General features: G+C 69.6%; 15 protein-coding genes and 1 pseudogene. 9 read left to right on the forward strand and 7 right to left on the reverse strand.

What is annotated here, in order from left to right:
• Positions 1-3: 3 nt before the first annotated feature.
• Together HDA39_RS01790 and helR are read right to left on the reverse strand one after the other, a co-directional pair.
• Positions 4-420 (reverse strand): YciI family protein, encoded by a 417-nt coding sequence (locus tag HDA39_RS01790; protein ID WP_184793494.1) that lies wholly within the window; start codon positions 418-420, stop codon positions 4-6.
• 100 nt (positions 421-520) lie between these two features.
• A complete protein-coding gene (gene helR, locus HDA39_RS01795) occupies positions 521-2,668 on the reverse strand; it encodes an RNA polymerase recycling motor ATPase HelR (RefSeq protein WP_184793495.1) in 2,148 nt (715 codons plus the stop codon).
• A 151-nt stretch (positions 2,669-2,819) separates the two neighbouring features.
• Here helR and HDA39_RS01800 point away from each other — a divergent pair, with 151 nt between their 5' ends.
• Together HDA39_RS01800 and HDA39_RS01805 are read left to right on the forward strand one after the other, a co-directional pair.
• On the forward strand, positions 2,820-3,635 hold the full coding sequence (locus HDA39_RS01800; protein ID WP_202892838.1) for a methyltransferase domain-containing protein: 816 nt from the start codon (positions 2,820-2,822) through the stop codon (positions 3,633-3,635).
• A gap of 10 nt (positions 3,636-3,645) precedes the next feature.
• The gene (locus HDA39_RS01805; protein WP_184793497.1) at positions 3,646-4,359 is read left to right on the forward strand and encodes a transporter substrate-binding domain-containing protein; all 714 of its coding nucleotides are present in this window, start codon (positions 3,646-3,648) and stop codon (positions 4,357-4,359) included.
• On the opposite strand, the gene HDA39_RS01810 is transcribed toward HDA39_RS01805, so the two are convergent.
• The gene (locus tag HDA39_RS01810) at positions 4,349-5,107 is read right to left on the reverse strand and encodes a class I SAM-dependent methyltransferase (protein ID WP_184793498.1); all 759 of its coding nucleotides are present in this window, start codon (positions 5,105-5,107) and stop codon (positions 4,349-4,351) included. The two genes, HDA39_RS01805 and HDA39_RS01810, sit on opposite strands and share 11 nt — an antisense overlap.
• A gap of 17 nt (positions 5,108-5,124) precedes the next feature.
• A complete protein-coding gene (locus HDA39_RS01815) occupies positions 5,125-5,922 on the reverse strand; it encodes a helix-turn-helix transcriptional regulator (protein WP_184793499.1) in 798 nt (265 codons plus the stop codon).
• A gap of 328 nt (positions 5,923-6,250) precedes the next feature.
• Here HDA39_RS01815 and HDA39_RS44055 point away from each other — a divergent pair.
• From HDA39_RS44055 to HDA39_RS01825, 3 genes and pseudogenes are all read left to right on the forward strand, one after another.
• Positions 6,251-6,520 (forward strand): annotated as a pseudogene (locus HDA39_RS44055) (ABC transporter substrate-binding protein); the annotation flags it as partial.
• Between the two features lie 320 nt (positions 6,521-6,840).
• Positions 6,841-6,969: a hypothetical protein gene (locus HDA39_RS42985; RefSeq protein ID WP_273481448.1), complete on the forward strand. Its 129-nt coding sequence runs from the start codon at positions 6,841-6,843 to the stop codon at positions 6,967-6,969.
• An 8-nt stretch (positions 6,970-6,977) separates the two neighbouring features.
• Positions 6,978-7,637 carry a siderophore-interacting protein gene (locus HDA39_RS01825; protein WP_184793500.1) on the forward strand — a complete coding sequence of 220 codons (660 nt, stop codon included), beginning with the start codon at positions 6,978-6,980 and terminating at the stop codon, positions 7,635-7,637.
• Positions 7,638-7,687: 50 nt separating this feature from the next.
• Here the strand turns inward: HDA39_RS01825 and HDA39_RS01830 are convergent, their stop codons facing one another.
• Both HDA39_RS01830 and HDA39_RS01835 read right to left on the reverse strand, forming a co-directional pair.
• On the reverse strand, positions 7,688-9,751 hold the full coding sequence (locus tag HDA39_RS01830) for a PQQ-dependent sugar dehydrogenase (protein ID WP_184793501.1): 2,064 nt from the start codon (positions 9,749-9,751) through the stop codon (positions 7,688-7,690).
• A gap of 141 nt (positions 9,752-9,892) precedes the next feature.
• Positions 9,893-11,278 (reverse strand): FAD-dependent oxidoreductase, encoded by a 1,386-nt coding sequence (locus tag HDA39_RS01835; RefSeq protein ID WP_184793502.1) that lies wholly within the window; start codon positions 11,276-11,278, stop codon positions 9,893-9,895.
• 71 nt (positions 11,279-11,349) lie between these two features.
• Here HDA39_RS01835 and HDA39_RS01840 point away from each other — a divergent pair, with 71 nt between their 5' ends.
• Positions 11,350-12,360: an AraC family transcriptional regulator gene (locus HDA39_RS01840; RefSeq protein WP_184793503.1), complete on the forward strand. Its 1,011-nt coding sequence runs from the start codon at positions 11,350-11,352 to the stop codon at positions 12,358-12,360.
• A 255-nt stretch (positions 12,361-12,615) separates the two neighbouring features.
• Entirely contained in the window at positions 12,616-13,593 is a 978-nt protein-coding gene (locus HDA39_RS01845; protein WP_184793504.1) for a TerC/Alx family metal homeostasis membrane protein, read from the forward strand.
• 152 nt (positions 13,594-13,745) lie between these two features.
• Here the strand turns inward: HDA39_RS01845 and HDA39_RS01850 are convergent, their stop codons facing one another.
• On the reverse strand, positions 13,746-14,585 hold the full coding sequence (locus HDA39_RS01850) for a GNAT family N-acetyltransferase (protein WP_184793505.1): 840 nt from the start codon (positions 14,583-14,585) through the stop codon (positions 13,746-13,748).
• Between the two features lie 52 nt (positions 14,586-14,637).
• Between HDA39_RS01850 and HDA39_RS01855 the strand changes: the two genes are divergently transcribed.
• Both HDA39_RS01855 and HDA39_RS01860 read left to right on the forward strand, forming a co-directional pair.
• A complete protein-coding gene (locus HDA39_RS01855; protein ID WP_184793506.1) occupies positions 14,638-15,543 on the forward strand; it encodes a phosphotransferase enzyme family protein in 906 nt (301 codons plus the stop codon).
• Between the two features lie 12 nt (positions 15,544-15,555).
• Positions 15,556-16,116, forward strand: coding sequence for a GNAT family N-acetyltransferase (locus HDA39_RS01860; RefSeq protein WP_184793507.1), 561 nt, complete (start codon positions 15,556-15,558; stop codon positions 16,114-16,116).
• Positions 16,117-16,427: the final 311 nt, after the last annotated feature.

The following is a 16,427-nucleotide window of genomic DNA, read 5'->3' on the forward strand; positions in this document are numbered from 1 at the left end:
GGCTCACAGCTGGCCGGTGGACTCGCGCCAGGTGCGCTCGTTCTGGACCCAGGGGTTGTCCTGGGGCAGCTCGTCGATGCGGGTGACGCGGCGGACCTCGATCTTCGAGTGGGCGGTGTACGGCATCCGCTTGGCCCACTCGACCGCCTCCTGTCGCGACGACACCTCGAGGATGTAGTAGCCGCTGAACAGCTCCTTCGTCTCGCCGTACGGGCCGTCGGAGACGACCGGCGCCTCACCGGTGAAGTCGACCACCACGCTCTCCTCGGGGTCGAGGCCCTCGGCGGCCAGCAGCACACCGGCCCGGATCAGCTCGTCGTTGTACTTCCCGATCGTCGAGACGATCTCGTCGAAGTCGACGTCCGCGAAGTTCGCGAAGGCCTCGTCGGTCGGCCGCATGATCAGCATGTACTTGCTCATGGGGGATGGTCCTTTCAGCTGGTGGGAGGGGCCACGGCGGCCCCTCTCCACCCACAGGTCGAACGGCGCGCGCACCGATCGACAGCATGCCAAAAGTTTCTCAGCTGGTCAGTACGACGAGCTGCTGGGTCGCCCGGGTCATCGCGACGTAGCGGTCGACGGCACCCTCGACGCCCTCGCCGAAGGACTCCGGATCGACCAGCACGACCAGGTCGAACTCGAGGCCCTTGGCAAGGACCGGCGTCAGCGACCGGACCCGGGAGGTCCCCTCGAACGTCGGGTCGCCGATCACACAGGCCACGGAATCGGGGTGCTCGGCCAGCCACTCCGCGATGATCGTGTCCCGGGCCGCCACGTTGCCATGGACAACGGGTCGCCCGCTGTCGCGGATCGAGGTCGGCACGTTCGCGTCGGGCAGGACGGCGCGGATCACCGGTTCGGCCTCGGTCATGATCTCCGACGGCGTGCGGTAGTTGACGGTCAGACCGGCCAGCTCGACCCGGTCCAGGCCGACGCGGTGCAGCCGCTCCTCCCAGGTCTCGGTGAAGCCGTGGCGGGCCTGGGCGCGGTCGCCGACGATGGTGAAGCTGCGGGACGGGTTGCGCAGCAGCAGCATCTGCCACTCGGCGTCGGTCAGCTCCTGCGCCTCGTCCACGACGATGTGCGCGAACGGCCCGGCCAGCTCGTCGGGATCGGGCGTCGGCAGAGCGCCCTCGTCGATCAGCGCGTCCTGGAGATCGCCGTGGACCAGGCTCTGCACGAGCCCCTCACCGTCGTCGGCGGCGCGGAGCCGGTCGATCACCTCGGACATCCGCTCGCGTTCCGCCGCGGCCACGGCGCGCTGGCGCCGTTTCCGCACCGACGCCTCCGGGTCGCCGAGCCGCTGGCGGGCGGCGTCGAGCAGCGGCAGGTCGGACACGGTCCACGCGTACGGGTCGTCGCGCTGCAGCAGCCGGACCTCGTCGGGCTCCAGCCAAGGAGCGCAGCGGCGCAGGTACGCCGCGACGGACCACAGGTCCGCGACCAGGTCGGTCGGTTCGAGCAACGGCCAGGCCCGATCGAAGGTGTCGCGGAGTACCTCGTTGCGCTGCAGGGACCGGCGGACCTGGTCGATCGAGATCTCCTCGTCGTCCTGGTCGATCTTGTCCAGCAGGATCGTGAGCAGCTCGTCCCAGGCCAGGTCGCGGCCCTCGTTGTGCGGCGTACCGGCGTCGACCGATCCGAAGGCCTCGGCCCAGTCGCCGACGCTGAGGTAGAGGTCGGCCCAGTCGGTCTCGACGACCAGCGGCTTGGTCGGCGGCTCCTCGTACAGCGCGGCCGCGGGCTCGATCGCCTCCACCATCTGCGCCGTCGACTTCAGCCGCAGGACGTCGGGATCGATTTCCGGACCTGCCGTCGCACCTTCGGGCAGCAGGTCCCGCAGGGTGCAGGTCTGGACGCCTTCCTCGCCGAGGCTCGGCAGTACGTCGGAGACGTACGCCAGGTACGGCTGGTGAGGGCCGATGAACAGGACGCCGCCCCGCCGCTGCTCCAGGCGCGGATCGGAGTAGAGCAGGTACGCCGACCGGTGCAGCGCGACGACGGTCTTCCCGGTACCAGGACCGCCGTCGACGACGAGCGCCCCGCGCGAGCTCGCGCGGATGATCGCGTCCTGGTCGGACTGGATGGTGCCCAGGACGTCGCGCATCCGGTCCGAGCGGTTGCTGCCCAGGCTCGCGATGAACGCCGACTGGTCGTCGAGTGCCGCCGCGTGCCCCTCGAACCCGTCGGAGGTGAACACCTCGTCCCAGTAGTCACTGATCCGGCCGCGGGTCCAGCGGTAGCGGCGACGGAAGACGAGGTCCATCGGCTTCGCGTGCGTCGCGCCGAAGAACGGCTCGGCGGCGGGGGAGCGCCAGTCGATCAGCAGCCGGCGCCCGTCGGTGGCGGTCAGGCCGAGCCGGCCGACGTACACGGGCTCGCCGTCGGTGGCGACCATCTGGCCGAGGCACAGGTCGAGGCCGAACCGGCGCAAGGTCCGCAGGCGCGTGGTCAGCCGATGGATCTCCAGGTCGCGATCCAGAGCCTCCTGCCCCGTGCCGCCCGGGGACTTGCGGATCTCGTCCAGGCGCCCGGACAGGTCGGCGATCGACTGGGCCAGGCTGGCCGCGATCGCCGCGAAGTGCTGCTCGTCGCGCCCGATCAGCGCGGGGTCGTCCTTGGCGGGGTGGCCCGCGAGGTCGAAGGCACTGGTCGTTCCCACAGACATGGGTCTCCGTTTCTCACCGATGAGTGGTTCGATCGATGATTGTGAGCTATGAACTGGGCCTTGCGGCAAGTCCCCCCATGCGCTATAAGTTGGTTGTGGCAAGGAAGACACTTCCTTGCCGCTTTTTTGTGCCCGGTGTGTGATGGACGGCGTGAGCGACCAGGGATATCTGCTCGACAACCAGCAGACCGAGGCCGGCCGGCGGTTCGAAGCGCTGTCGGCGCTGCTCGATCCGGTGACGTTCCGGCACCTCGCGGCGACCGGCCTGACGGCCGGGTGGAGCTGCTGGGAGGTCGGATCCGGCGGGCCCGGCGTACCGGACTGGCTCGCGGCGCGGGTCGGGCCGTCGGGGCGAGTCGTTGCCACGGACATCGATACGGCGTGGATGCCGGCCGACGCGGCGTACGACGTACTGCGGCACGACGTCGGGGCCGACGATCCGCCGGGGGAGTTCGACCTGATTCACGCGCGGCTGGTGCTGACGCACGTGCCGCGGCGGGCCGAGGCCCTGACCGCGATGGTCGGAGCGTTGAAACCGGGCGGCTGGCTCGTGCTCGAGGATGCGGACCCGGCGCTGCAGCCGCTGATCTGTCCGGACGAGTTCGGCCCGGCGCAGGAGCTGGCGAACCGGTTGCGGCGGGGGTTCCGGAGCTTGATGGCGGAGCGTGGGGCGGAGCTCGCGTTCGGGCGGACGCTGCCGCGGTTGCTGCGCGAGGCCGGGCTGGCCGACGTCCAGGCCGATGCGTTCTTCCCGATCACCTCACCGGCTTGTACGACGCTCGAAATCGCTACCGTGCAACAGATCCGGGACCGGCTGGTTGCCGCCGGCCTCGCGACGGCGGAGGAGATCGCGGAGCACCTGGAGAATGTTGCCTCGGGCAAGCTCGACCTCGCGACGGCGCCGCTGATCTCGGCCTGGGGACGGCGGGGACAGAGCGCTCGGCCGTCGGTCGCCGCGGGCCGCTAGAGTCGCGAGCATGGCGATCGACCTCCGTGACGACCTGGCTCCCACCGGCGTGCTGCGCGCGTCGATCAACCTCGGCAACCCGGTGCTCGCGCAGGGCACGCCCGAGCAGCCGAGCGGGGTGACCGTCGACCTCGCCCGCGAGGTCGCGCGGCGGCTGGAGGTGCCGGTCGAGTTCCTCTGCTTCGACGCCGCGAAGCAGTCCTTCGAGGCGCTCGCCGATGGTCGCGCCGACCTGGGATTCCTCGCCATCGAACCGGCCCGGGCCGGTCAGGTCGCCTTCACCTCGCCGTACGTGATCATCGAGGGCGTGTACGTCGTTCCCGAGAACTCCTCGATCACCACTCCGGCCGGTGTCGACCGAGCCGGGATCAGGGTCGGCGTGAAGGAAGGCTCGGCGTACGACCTGTTCCTGACCCGGACCCTCCAGCACGCCACGATCGTCCGCGGGGCCGAAGGCGTCGACCTCTTCCACGTCGAGTCCCTCGACGCCGGCGCGGGCATCCGCAAGCCGGTCGAGGAGTTCGTCGCCCGCACTCCCGGCACCCGCGTGATCCCGGACCGCTTCATGGAGATCCGCCAGGCCGTCTGCGCGCCGAAACGCCACGCGGACACCACCATCTGGCTCAGCGACCAGATCGAGCAGCTCAAGGCCAGCGGCTTCGTCGCCGACTCCCTGAAGCGCTCCGGCCGCCTCGACGCGACCGTCGCCCCGCTCAGCGACTAGCTGTCACCAGCCCGACGGACTTCCGGACGAAGAAGTAGCCGTCGGCATCGATCTTCGCCTGGACCAGCTCGCGCGTGGCCGCCCGCTGCCCCGGGTCCAACGGCCCGCTGGACAGGCTGTCGAGATAGGCCAGCACGGGTTCGACGGTCGGGATCCGCAGGTCGTCCGGATAAGTCTCGACGGCGACATCGGTGAAGCGCTCGGCGACCAGCGCCCCGGCGTTCTCGGTCACGAGGTCGTTCAGGACCATTCCGCGCAGCAGGTCCGGTCGACCGACCGCCGGCCCGAGGTCCCGCAGCTCGGCCATGTGCTCCCGCCCGTTGAGCGCCGCGACCAGCCGCCCACCCGGCCGCAGTACCCGCGCGAACTCCGCCAGCGCCACCGCCGGATCGTCCAGGTGGTAGAGCATGTGGTTCGCGATCACCAGATCGAAACTCGCGTCCGCGAACGGCAAGTGCGCCGCATCAGCCCGCCGTACGACGGCCCCGGGCACGCGCCGAAGCTCCTCGCACATCGCAGCCGAAGCATCCGTCAGCGTCAACCGAGCCCCACCAGCAGAAACCTCACCCCACAGCTTCCCGGTCCCCGCTCCCACCTCCAGCACGTCCCCCTGCGCGCCCAGCCGCTCACCCAACCACCCGAACCACCCCTGCGGATTGGTGCTGAACTCGTGCACCGCCATCCGGGCCCGCAACCGCTCAGAAGATCCGGCGTACTGACTGACAGCATGAGCGGAAGGCGTCTTCATCGCTCCACTTTAGAGCGTCACCCCGTGTGGCGGAGGGGGTGGCGGCCGGGGGTGTGGCCGTAGTGGCGGGTGAAGGCGGTGATGTACGCCGACGGGGTGGAGTAGCCGACGCGGTGGGCTACTTCGGTGACGGGGTGGGTGTCGAGGAGGACGAGGGAAGCGCGGAGGCGGAGGTCGGTGCGCCAGGTGGTGAAGGGTTGGCCGAACTCGCGGAGGAAGTCGCGTTGGAGGGTCTTGACGCTGAGGTGGAGGCGGGTGGCCCACTCGTCGAGCGTGGTGGGGTCGGACGGGTCCTGGGCCAGGGCGCGGGCGACGCGGAGGGCCCAGCCGGGGCCGTCGCTGTGGGGTGCCGAGAGGTCCCGGACCGAAGCGCCCAGGGAGGACATCAGGGTGCGGCGGTGGCTGAGAGCGACCTCCTCGGCGCAAGGTGAAGCGAGGGAACCAACCAGCTCAGCAGTTGCGGGAGGCATCGAAGCGGTGGCGATGCGGAGGCCGGCCAGAGCTTCGGGGACCTCGCGCAGGCAGATGCGGTAGACCGTCTGGCGGTCGAGCGCGTGGACGGCGTGCGTGACGGCGCGGTGGACCCAGACGGAGTCGGTCGAGTCGACGAAGTGGGTCGAGACGCCGTGGGTGACCGACAGCGGGCCGTCGGGGGACCAGTACAGCTGGTGCAGGATGTCCTGCCGGCTCTCGGCGAAGTCGAGCGCGCCGGCCGACGTGTAGCGCAGGACGAGGATGCCGTCGGGCCGGCCCAGGCCGTAGCCGTACTCCTCGCAGGTCTCCGGGTCCGTGCCGAAGACGGTCACCAGACTCATCTGTCCTCCCGGCGAGATCGGCTGTCCTCTCGGCGCTATAGCGCGCCAGCGAGTAAGGCTAACCTAACTTGGTCCGACAGCAACTGGAGAAGCCATGTCCCTGCGCCTGCTGGGTGCACTCGTCCTCGCGACCACCCTGGTCGCCTGCGGCGCCAACGAGCCCGAGGCCGCACCGGCCGAAACCCGTGTGTTCGCCGCCGACAACGGCGAGGTCACCATCCCGAAGGAGCCGCGGCGCGTCGTCGCCACCGGGTACGCCGTACCGGCTCTGGTCGAGGCCGATGCCGCGCTGGTCGGCATCTCGAGCTGGAAGCGCGGGATCCCGATGATGTCGGCCGAGGACAAGACGGCCTACGACCAGCTGGAGAAGGTCGCCGGTGAGACGGCCGACGAGACGGACTACGAGAAGATCGCGCTGGCCAAGCCGGACCTGATCGTGATCGGTGTGCCGGCGCCTGTGCTCGGTGACATCGACCTGGAGCGGCTGAAGCTGATCGCCCCGGTCGTCGCGATCGGGCCGACGCTGCCGGACGCCTGGCGCGAGCTGTCCCGCAGGCAGTCCGACGCGGCCGGCCGGACGGCGAACTTCGACCAGGCCAAGAAGGCCTACGAGGACAAGGCCGCCCAGCTGAGGAGCAAGTACGCGACCGTGCTGCAGGGCAGGAAGTTCGGTCATCTCGGCGGCTACGGCCAGGTCGAGAAGGGCAACTTCATGCGCGAGTACGCCGGTTCGTGGGGCACCAACATCGCCGGCGACGTCGGCGTCGACTACTACGGCCAGGTGAAGAAGAAGGGCGAAGGCAGCGCGGGCGTGTCCGAGTACGACTCGATCGAACTGCGTCCGAGAGCTTCCGGGACGCCGACGCGATCACCTACACGCTCGAACCCGACGGCAGCGTCGGCCCCGCGGTGCAGTCGGTGCTCGACTCCCCGCTGTGGAAGAGCATCCCGGCGGTCAAGGCCGGGCAGGTCTACCCGGTTCGCTACACCCAGGCCGCCACGTACGAGTCGGCCGTACGACGACCGTCGCGCGCCGCGCGTACGTGACGCCGCACATGCTCCGGATCACGCTCGCGGGCCCGGGCCTGGACGGCTTCCACAGCTACCAGTGCGACGACCACGTCAAGATCGTCTTCCCCGATCCCGACGGCACGCACCGGGTTCCGACGCCGAACGCGCACCAGATGCTCGACTGGCCGAAGCCGCTGCCGACCACCCGCCGGTACACGGTCCGCCGGTACTCCGGCGGCCGCGAGCTCGACCTCGACTTCGTGGTCCACTCCGGCGGTCTCGCCTCGACCTGGGCCGAGCGGCTCGCGGTCGGGGACCCGGTGGCGATCGCCGGTCCGCCCGGTGCGAAGTCGTTCCCGCACAACTACGGCCACTACGTGTTCGCCGTCGACCCGACCGGTCTGCCGGCGGCGGCCCGCTGGCTGGAGGAGTCGCCGCGGGACGTGTCGGTGGACCTGGTCGTCGAGTTCGACCACGAGGACGAGACGGGCTACCCGCTGGCCGAGCGCGCGGGCCTCAGGACCCGGTGGGTCCCCAGGTCATTGCTGGCAGCAACAGTCATGGAGTTGCCCGCCGTACCCAACACCTTCTTGTTCGCGGCGGGGGAGGCCGACGAGATCCGGCCGCTCCGGGCCTGGAACAAGGACCACTCCCTGGTCACCGGGTACTGGAAGCGCGGCGTCGCGGACGCCGACGAGGACTAGAGCCAGGGGCCCTTCCGAGGGCAGTTCGGAAGGGCCCCTGGCGTTCGGGGTCAGCCCGGGAACTTCAGCCGGACGACGTAGTTGTCGATCGTGGACGGCGACCCGCCGTTCATGTCGTTGTTCGTCGAGGTCAGCCACAGGGCGCCGTCGGGCGTCTTGGTGATGCTGCGCAACCGTCCCCAGCGACCGGAGAACAAGGCCTGCGGAGTCCCCACACCGTTGCCTGCGGCATTGATCTGGGTGACCCACAGCTGCCGTCCGGTGACGCCGGCGATGTAGATCCAGTCGTTGACGATCTCCACGCCGCTCGGCCCGGCCTGCGCGGTCGACCAGGTCCGCTTCGGTGCGATGTAGCCGCCGCAGTCGCCGATCGTTCCCTCGCACGCGGGCCAGCCGTAGTTGCCGCCCTTCTGCACGAGGTTCAGTTCGTCCTGGCTGTTCTCGCCGAACTCCGCCGCCCAGAGCTGACCGCGCGAGTCCCACGCGAGTCCCTGCGGGTTGCGGAAGCCGAGCCCCCACACGTACCGGGCGTTGCCGCCGGTGCTGAAGAACGGGTTGTCGCTCGGCGCCGTCCCGTCGGGGTTGATCCGCAGGATCTTGCCGTTCAGCGAGCCGCGGTTCTGCGCGTTGCCGGAGTTCTTCGCGTCACCGACCGCGGCGTACAGCTTGCCGTCCGGACCGAACCGGATCCGGCCGCCGTTATGGTACCGGTTCTTCGCCAGCCCGGTGAGCACCGGCTCGGACGTCGTGGCCAGGACGCCGTTCTCGTACTTCATCCGCACGATCCGGTTGTCGTTCGCGGCCGTGTGGTAGAGGTACACCCAGTGGTCGGTGCTGAAGTTCGGCGACAGCGCGAGGCCGAGCAACCCGCCCTCACCGGTGGTCGTGACCGCACCAGGGACCTTGCCCAGCGTGGTTTTCTGCCCCGTCGACGACACCAGCAGCAGTTCGAACCGGTCCCGCTCGGTGACCAGCGCCGAGCCCGACCCGTCCGGCAGGAACGCGACGCTCCAGCCGAGGTCGACCCGCGCGATGTCCCGCTCGTACTCCGGGATGCCGCCGGTCCCACCGCCGCTCGTCCGGACGGTCACCGCGTTGCTCGGCCCGGACGCGTTGCCGTCGGGGTCACGCGCCTTCACGGTGAACGTGTACGCCGTGTTGGCGCTCAGGTTCGTCACCGTCGCGGTCAGCGAACCCGTGCTGGAGACCAGCGTGCTGCCCTGGTAAACGTCGTACCCGGCGACGCTGCCGCTGTTGTCGGTCGACGCGTTCCACGCCAGCGAGACGCTGTTCGCCGTGGCGCCGGCCGATCGCAGGTTGCCCGGGACGGTCGGCGGCTGGGTGTCGCCGCTGACCGGCGTGGTGAACGTGACCACGTTGCTCTGCTGCGACGCGTTGCCGGCGGCATCGAAAGCGCCGACGGAGACGTCGTACGCCGTGTTCGAGGTCAGCGTGTCGACGGTCGCGGTCAGCGTGTTCGCGTCGACCACCTTGAGCACGTTGCCGCCGCGGTTGATCTCGTACCGGACCACGCCGACGTTGTCGTTCGCGGCCGACCAGCTGAACGTGGCGGCGTTCGGCTTGATGTTGCCGACCGCAAGGTTGCTCGGCGCGGACGGCGGCTGGGTGTCGTCGCTGGTCGGGTCGACGGTCAGCCTGTCGGCGTTCGGGCCGCCGTCGGCGGTCGTTGCCCGGGCGCGGATCTTGTTGCTCCCGGCCACCAAGGACAGCCGCACCGTCTTGGTCTGCCAGGTGGTCCACGCGCCCGTACCGGGGAAGGTGATGCCGACCGCGCCGGCGACACCGTTCACGGTGAAGTCGAGCGGCCGGGCGGCCGCCGTACCGTTCGCGTACCGCAGGGTGACGTCGGCCGGGCCGGTGGTGGGGGACTGGACGGTCCACTCGACGTAGCTGCCGACCAGGTTGTCGAAGTTGACGAACCCGCGGCCGGTGAACCCGGCATGGTTCGACTCGACCAGGCCCTGCGAGATCAGCGCGTCCTCGGCCTGGTAGTCGGTGGGCGCCGCCGCGGCGGGTGGCGTGGCGAGAGCCAGCGTCACGGCGATGGCGGTCAGACCCGCCACCGCCGTACGCCGGGCAGAACGAAGTCTCATCGGGCGGTCTCCTGACTTCCTGGGGCGGGAGGAGCTGCAGGGGAACCAACGCTGATAGGCAGGAACGTTTCCTAACTATCAGCGCTGATCACACCACCGTCGGCGAACCACTGTCAAGACGTCGGGAATGCGCCTGCCGCGCTAGACGTCCGAGCGGACCACGGCGCCGATCACGTCGTTGAACGCCTCGGTCGACGACGGGTGGGTGAAGATCGAGCTCTGCAACGCGCTCGCCGTCACGCCCTGACGCATCACCAGCGCGACCACGTTGACCAGCTCCTGCGCGTCGACGCTGAGCAGGGCCGCCCCGAGGATCTGGTCGGTGTCCAGGTCGATCACGAACTTCATCGCGCCCCGGGTCTCCTCGACGATGTACGCCCGCGGCATCGCGACGATGTCGGCGACCGGCTGGTATCCCACCTTGATCCGGTACCTGGCCGCCCGGGCCGCCTTCTCGGTCAGCCCGACCGTCGCCAGCGGCGGCGACATGAACAGCGTCTGCGGTACGGCGACCCGGTCGGTCGTCGTCCGCCGGCCCTCACCGATCAGCTGGTCGAGCACGATCCGGCTGTCGTCGAGCGAGATGTAGGTGAACTGCGGCCCGCCGTTGACGTCGCCGAGCGCGAAGATGTGCGGCTGTGCCGTCCGCAGGTACTCGTCGACCTCGACCGCGCCGCTCGCCGTCGTACGGACTCCGGCGTTGTCCAGCTTCAGCGCCGCCGTCGCCGGCTGCCGCCCGGTCGCGGAGAGGATCGCGTCGGCGGTCAGCGTGTGCTCGCGGCCGTCCTTCTCGTAGACCACGGTGTCATCGTCCCGGATCTCCAGCACCCGCGCACCCGGGACGATCCGCACGCCCTCGTCGGTCAGGATCTGCTCGGCGACCGCCGCGATGTCGTCGTCCTCCCGGCCGAGGATCCGCGGCGATGCCTCGAGCACGGTCACCTGCGACCCGAAGCGCCGGTAGATCGAGGCGAACTCGATCCCCAGGTAGCCGCCGCCGATCACCACCAGGCGGTCGGGCAGGTGGGTGGTGTGGATCAGGTCGACGTTCGTCATCGTCAGCGGGCTGTCACGCAGGCCCGGGAGGTCCGGGATCACCGGCTCCGAGCCGGTGTTGATCAGGATCGTCTCGCCGCGTACCTCGACCGGGCCGGCACCGGTCTCGACCACGACCGTGTGCGGATCGGCGAACGACGCCTCGCCGGTGATCACGGTGATCGTCTCCGCGCCGTCCAGCGCCTCGAAGTTGCCGGCCCGGAACGACGACGTGATCGCCTGGACCTCGCCGACCGCCCGCTCGAACCACTCCTGCGGCGGATCGTTCGAACGGCGCCGGCCGGAGCGGTGCACGAGGGCCTTGGTCGGGACGCAGCCCACGTTCGGGCAGGTTCCGCCGTACATCTGGTCGGACCGCTCGATCAGGACGACGCGGCGCCCGAGGCGGCCCAGCGTGCCGGCGGCGATCTTGCCGCCCTTGCCGAAGCCGATCACCACGACGTCGGCCCGGAGCAGGTTCTGTGAGGTCATGGCCGTAGTGTCGGTCCGTACACTTGAGACGTACCAGTCGTTCCCGACTCAGATTTCGGTCGTATCGTCTCATGGACTCCATCAGTCACCTGCTCAAGCTGGCCGATCTGCAGGCCACTCTCGACAAGCGCTGTCTGCTCGCCGAGGCGACCGAGATGAAGGTCCCGGCGTACGGCGAGACGGACGCGACGTTCCACCTGCTGCTCGACGGCGAGTGCACGTTCGAGACCCCGTCAGGCTCCTTCCCGTTGCGTGCCGGCGAGGCCGTGATCCTGCCGGGGAGTCCGCCGCACTTCGTCCGGACGAACGGGAGGTTCGCCCAGCAAACGTCTGAGCTTGACTCGTCGACTCCCGACAAGTACGGACCACCGATCGGGGGCCGGTACTTGATCGGTGGTGGCGGGCATCGACTTGCCGAGCCGCTGTCCGGCGTGGTCGACACCTCCGGCCCGGCGTTCGGGACGTTGCGGAGTCAGGGCGGCGGGGAGGCGGTCATCGACCTGTTCTGCGGGTACTACACGCCGGGGTCCGCCGCGGGTGTGATGCTGTTCCGCAGCCTGCCGGATCCGCTGATCGTCTCCGTGGCGGACGACGAGGCCGCGATCCGCGCGCTGTGCACGATGATGCGGAGCGAGGCGAGCAGTCCGGGGCCGGGAGCGGGCGCGATCCTGACCAGCCTGTGCGAGGCCCTGCTGGCGATGGTTCTGCGCCGGTCGGCGGGGGAGTTGACTCCCGGCCCGCTGTGGACGGCGGTCGAGGACCCGCGGATCGCGGACGCGATCGACGCCGTACTGCGGGAGCCCGGCGCGGACTGGTCCGTCGAGCGGCTCGCGCAGGTGGCCTCGATGTCACGGGCGACCTTCGTCCGGCACTTCGGCAAACACACCGGTACGACGGTGAACGCGCTCGTCACCCGGATCCGGATGATGGTCGCCGCCGACCTGCTCGGCCGCGGCGAGCTGACCGTGGCGACGGTCGCGGCCGAGGTCGGCTACCAGTCGGAGTCGGCCTTCAGCCGGGCCTTCCAGCAGGCCAGCGGCAGTACGCCGGGCCGGTTCCGCCGGCTCGGGCGCACGCCGTAGCGACCACCCCACTGGCCGACTTGGCGGTATGCCGTATACCATTGGCGCCGAATAGAATAGTTCGATGGAGGGGAGTATTCCCCCGAGCCCGGCCGCACGTCGTACCGGGCTCGCAACGGCAGTGTCGTCATCACGGAAGGCCTGGGCGGCCGACCCGGTGCTGCCGGTCCGGGCGTGAGCGTACGCCCGGGCGGAAGAGACCTCCGGACCAGGTGCTGTCTGTCGTCGTCCGGAGGAACCGTCATGGTCTCTGTCATGTCCCCTGCCGTCTGGGTGCTCACGATCGCCGGGTTGCTGGCGATCGTCGCCTTCGACCTGATCGTGATCGCACGCCGCAAACACAGCGTCACGATCAAGGACGCGACCCGGTGGGTGCTGTTCTACATCGGCCTGGCGGCGCTGTTCGCGATCGGCCTGTTCGTCCTCAGCCCCGGCGCGAGCGGGGGCGAGTTCGTGGCCGGCTACATCACCGAGTACAGCCTGAGCGTCGACAACCTGTTCGTCTTCGTGATCATCATGGCCCGGTTCGCGGTGCCGTCGCTGGCCCAGGACAAGGTGCTCTACATCGGCATCGTGGTCTCGATGCTGCTCCGCGCGGTCTTCATCCTGGCCGGCGCGGCCGCGATCTCCGCGGCCAGCTGGGTGTTCTACATCTTCGGCGCGTTCCTGGTCTACACCGCGGTCCGGCTGGCGCTGGAAGGCGAGAGCGACGAGCAGGACTTCCAGGAGAACGCCGTCCTCCGCGGGATGCGCAGGATCCTCCCGCTGACCCACGACTACGACGGCAGCAAGCTGGTCACCCGGGTCGACGGCCGCCGGATGCTCACCCCGCTGGTGATCGTGATCTCCGCGATCGGGATGGCGAACGTGATCTTCGCGCTCGACTCGATCCCGGCCATCTTCGGCCTCACCCAGGACGCCTACATCGTGCTGACCGCGAACGCGTTCGCGCTGATGGGCCTGCGCCAGCTGTACTTCCTGATCGGCGGCCTGCTGGAACGGGTGATCTACCTGAACGTCGGCCTGTCGGTGATCCTCGCGTTCATCGGCGTCAAGCTGATCATCGAGGCCCTGCACGGTTCGCACATCGACGACATCGGCGCGATCCACCTGCCGCACATCGGGATCGCCACCTCGCTCGGCTTCATCGCCGGCACCCTGTTCGTCACCACGGTCGCCAGCCTGATCAAGTCCGGGTACGACCGGCGCCGGGTGGAGACCGGGAGCGACTGAGACCGGTACGGGCGACGTGCTGATCGGCGCTGTCGCGCGAAGGCGCTGTTTTCGCCCGTGATTCACCCGGTTGATCCCCGCGCGCAGGGGTACCATCGAAAGTGCCTGGCCCGGCCGTTCCCCCGTGATGGTCGGGTCAGGTCTTTCGTTGTCTACACCGGTTTGCGATACCTCGGCTGCCGGGCGTCTTCGTGGTAACCCAGGGACTCGTAGGGTGCGACGCTGCCGGTGGGGTTCTCGGCCAGGGTCCAGATGCCGCTGGTCGTGATGCCGTGGTCCAGGAGTTGCGCGTGGTTGGCGCGCAGTAGCGCCGAGGCCAGGCCCTGGCGCCGGTACGCCGGGCGTACGCCGACCCACGGAGTGTCGGCGAGGCCTTCCTCCTCCTCGGTGCTGATCACCCAGCCGGCCAGCTGGTCGCCGTCGTACGCGAGTGTCCACAGCTCGTGGTCGGGGAAGTCGTCGGCGGCCTCGCGCTCGAACTCCTCGAAGGTGTCCTGGACGTAGCCGAGGGTGCGGTCGCTGAACACCTCGGCGTTGGCCTCGAAGACGGCGCGATGGTGATCCGTGGACGCCGCGCGGAGCTCGAGGCCGGGCGGGAGATCGGTGAGCGGGGCGCCGTCGAGGTCCAGTGTCAGGTGGACCCGTGTGAAGGCGACCTGGTAGCCGGCGGCCCGCAGGAGCGCCTCGACGGACGGGTCGTGCTCGCGGGTGTTGCCGCCGTACAGGGCGGTGCCGTCGGTGGGGTTGGCGGCCAGGTGCTCGCGGGCCTGGGCCTCCTGCCAGGCGAGGATCTGGCGGCCGTAGCCGCGGCCGCGGAAGACCGGTTCGACCCAGCCGAGCAGCAGGTAGAGACGGGTGCCGTCGGACTCGTCCCACCAGCGCAACGCCGTACAGCCGATCAACTGATCGTTGTCTAGGGCAACAAATTCCGGGGTGAAGCCGGCCCGGACGGCGTCGACGCCGTCGGTCACCGCCAGCGCGCGCAGGTCCATGGGCGCCGATTATCCCGGTGCGGGGCCGGGTTCGCAGCTGGATAATGGCCGGATGCCCACCGCGCCGTACGACGTCGCCGCTCTGCTCGGTCTGCCGGTCGAGAAGCTCGAGGAGGTCCAGCGCGCCGATCCGGCCGATCCCGGCAACGGCGTCTGGTTCCTGTGGACCGGTGGCGGGGAGTGCGTCGTGCTGCGGCGCTACCACGTACTGCGCACCAAGCTGGACCTGCTGTTCGAGGCGAAGGTGCTCGCGCATCTGACGTGCCGGGGCTGGGAAGTGCCGAGCACGGTCGCCGGCCCGATCGAGTACGCCGACCGGCTGTGGGCCGCGACGCGGTTCGTGCCCGGGCAGGCGCGGCGCAAGGAGACGGTCGCGCAGCGGGGCGAGCGAGGTGCGGTGCTGGCGCAGTTGCATGCGGACCTGCGGGATCTCGAGATCGACCTTCCGCAGCGCGAGGGGTTCTTCCAGGGCTGCGATCTGGTGGCGATGGGCAACTTCCAGGACTGGGACCCGGGCGTGCTCGCGCTCCGGGAGCTCCGCCCCGACCTGGCCGACTGGGCCGACGCCGCGATGGCCCGCGGCCGGGAACTCGTTGCCGAGCGCAAACTGCTGGAGCTGCCGCAGTCGATCGTGCACGGCGACTTCGCCGAGTGGAACGTGCACTTCGGTCCGCTGGGCGTGATCGACTTCGACCTGGCGCACGTCGACAGCCGGAGCTGGGAGTTCGTGGTCGCACGGGTGCACCGCTCGCCCGAGCTGCTCACGGCGTACCAGGAGAAGGCGACCGCGCTCGGCATCCCCTTGTCCGACGAGGAGCTCGCCGCGATCGAGCCGCTGGAGCGGATCTTCCGGATCAACATGGTGATGGCCGCCCTGTGGACCGGCCAACACACCGGCACCTTCGACCTGGTGGACATCGACCACCAACTCGCCCGAACAGGAACGCCGCGCCCCTGACACACTCGTGGTGTGCCGAGACTGGGTGAACCCGCGTTGGCAGCTGGGACTCTGCGGCTTCTGGAGCAGCCTGGGCTGCCGGGGATGCGGCCTTGGCGGGAGGGCGACGTCGCCGCCGTACGGGAGGCCTTCAGCGATGTGGAGCTCCACCGCTGGCACGTGCTGCGGATCGACGACGACGCCGAGGCGCTCGCCTGGATCGAGCAGTGGCCGGAACGGTGGGCCGCGGAGGAGGCCGCCAGCTGGGCGATCGTCGTCGACGGCCAGGCGCTCGGGCAGATCGGTCTGCGCGGAATCAACCTGTACGAGGCCAAGGCGCACCTCTCCTACTGGGTGCTCCCGGCCGCGCGCGGCCGTGGACTGGCCGGGCAGGCCGTACGGACGCTGACCGGCTGGTGCTTCGACACCCTCCGGCTGCACCGGCTGTCCATCGAGCACTCGGTGCGCAACGAGAACTCCTGCCGCGTCGCCACCAAGGCCGGCTTCCCGCGGGAGGGAACGCTGCGCGGCTCGATGCTGCACGCCGACGGCTGGCACGACGCCCACAGCCACGCCCGCCTCGCGACCGACTGATCAAAGTCTTGACATAGTCGGCGGGAACCAGTTGACTGCGACATAGTTAACACCAGAAACAAACTGGTACGGACCGGAGACGACCGCTCAGAACGTCTCCGCTCTGCGCTGTCGTGATGCCCGGATCCATTGGTGACACCAGTGGGTCTTTTCGGCGTTCCCGCAGATCTGAATGCCCTCGGCAACGGCCTGAACGCCTTACGCAGCAGGGGTTTCGCCGACTTGGTCAACTTCGGATATCGACCGGTGTGATGGCTCTTCCGCAACGCCGGGTTCTGTGTCATTCTCCCGGAGAAGAGTTCCGAGATCCT

It is taken from the genome of Kribbella italica (assembly GCF_014205135.1).
GTDB lineage: Bacteria > Actinomycetota > Actinomycetes > Propionibacteriales > Kribbellaceae > Kribbella > Kribbella italica.